At 65.0% G+C, this 303-nt stretch carries 1 pseudogene; it reads left to right on the top strand.

The features are described 5' to 3' along the window. Positions 1 to 75: 75 nt before the first annotated feature. Positions 76 to 303: pseudogene (locus P0G09_RS18445) on the top strand (ABC transporter ATP-binding protein); the annotation flags it as partial.

The following is a 303-nucleotide window of genomic DNA, read 5'->3' as shown; positions in this document are numbered from 1 at the left end:
ATCGTGCTGACGGCACTGGCTGTGCTGGGGGTGAGCATCCGGCTGTAGCAGAATGGCCAGCTGGGTGCGGAGGGGGTGCTGATCTGCACCCTGTCGGCCCTGAGCTCCTATGGCCCGGTGGTGGCGCTGGCCAACCTCGGTGCCAGCCTGACCCAGGTGTTCGCCAGTGCCGACCGTGTCCTTGACCTGCTGGACGAGGACCCCGTGACTGCCGATGTGACCGACGGCGCGGATACCGACTTTACCGGTGCACAGGCTGAGCATGTCAGCTTTGCCTACGCCAAGGAAGAGGTACTCCACGAC

It is taken from the genome of Faecalibacterium sp. DFI.5.82 (assembly GCF_029076575.1).
GTDB classification, from domain to species: domain Bacteria; phylum Bacillota; class Clostridia; order Oscillospirales; family Ruminococcaceae; genus Faecalibacterium; species Faecalibacterium duncaniae.
Note: the sequence above shows the minus strand (reverse complement) of the source record. Positions and strands in the feature narration are given on the sequence as shown.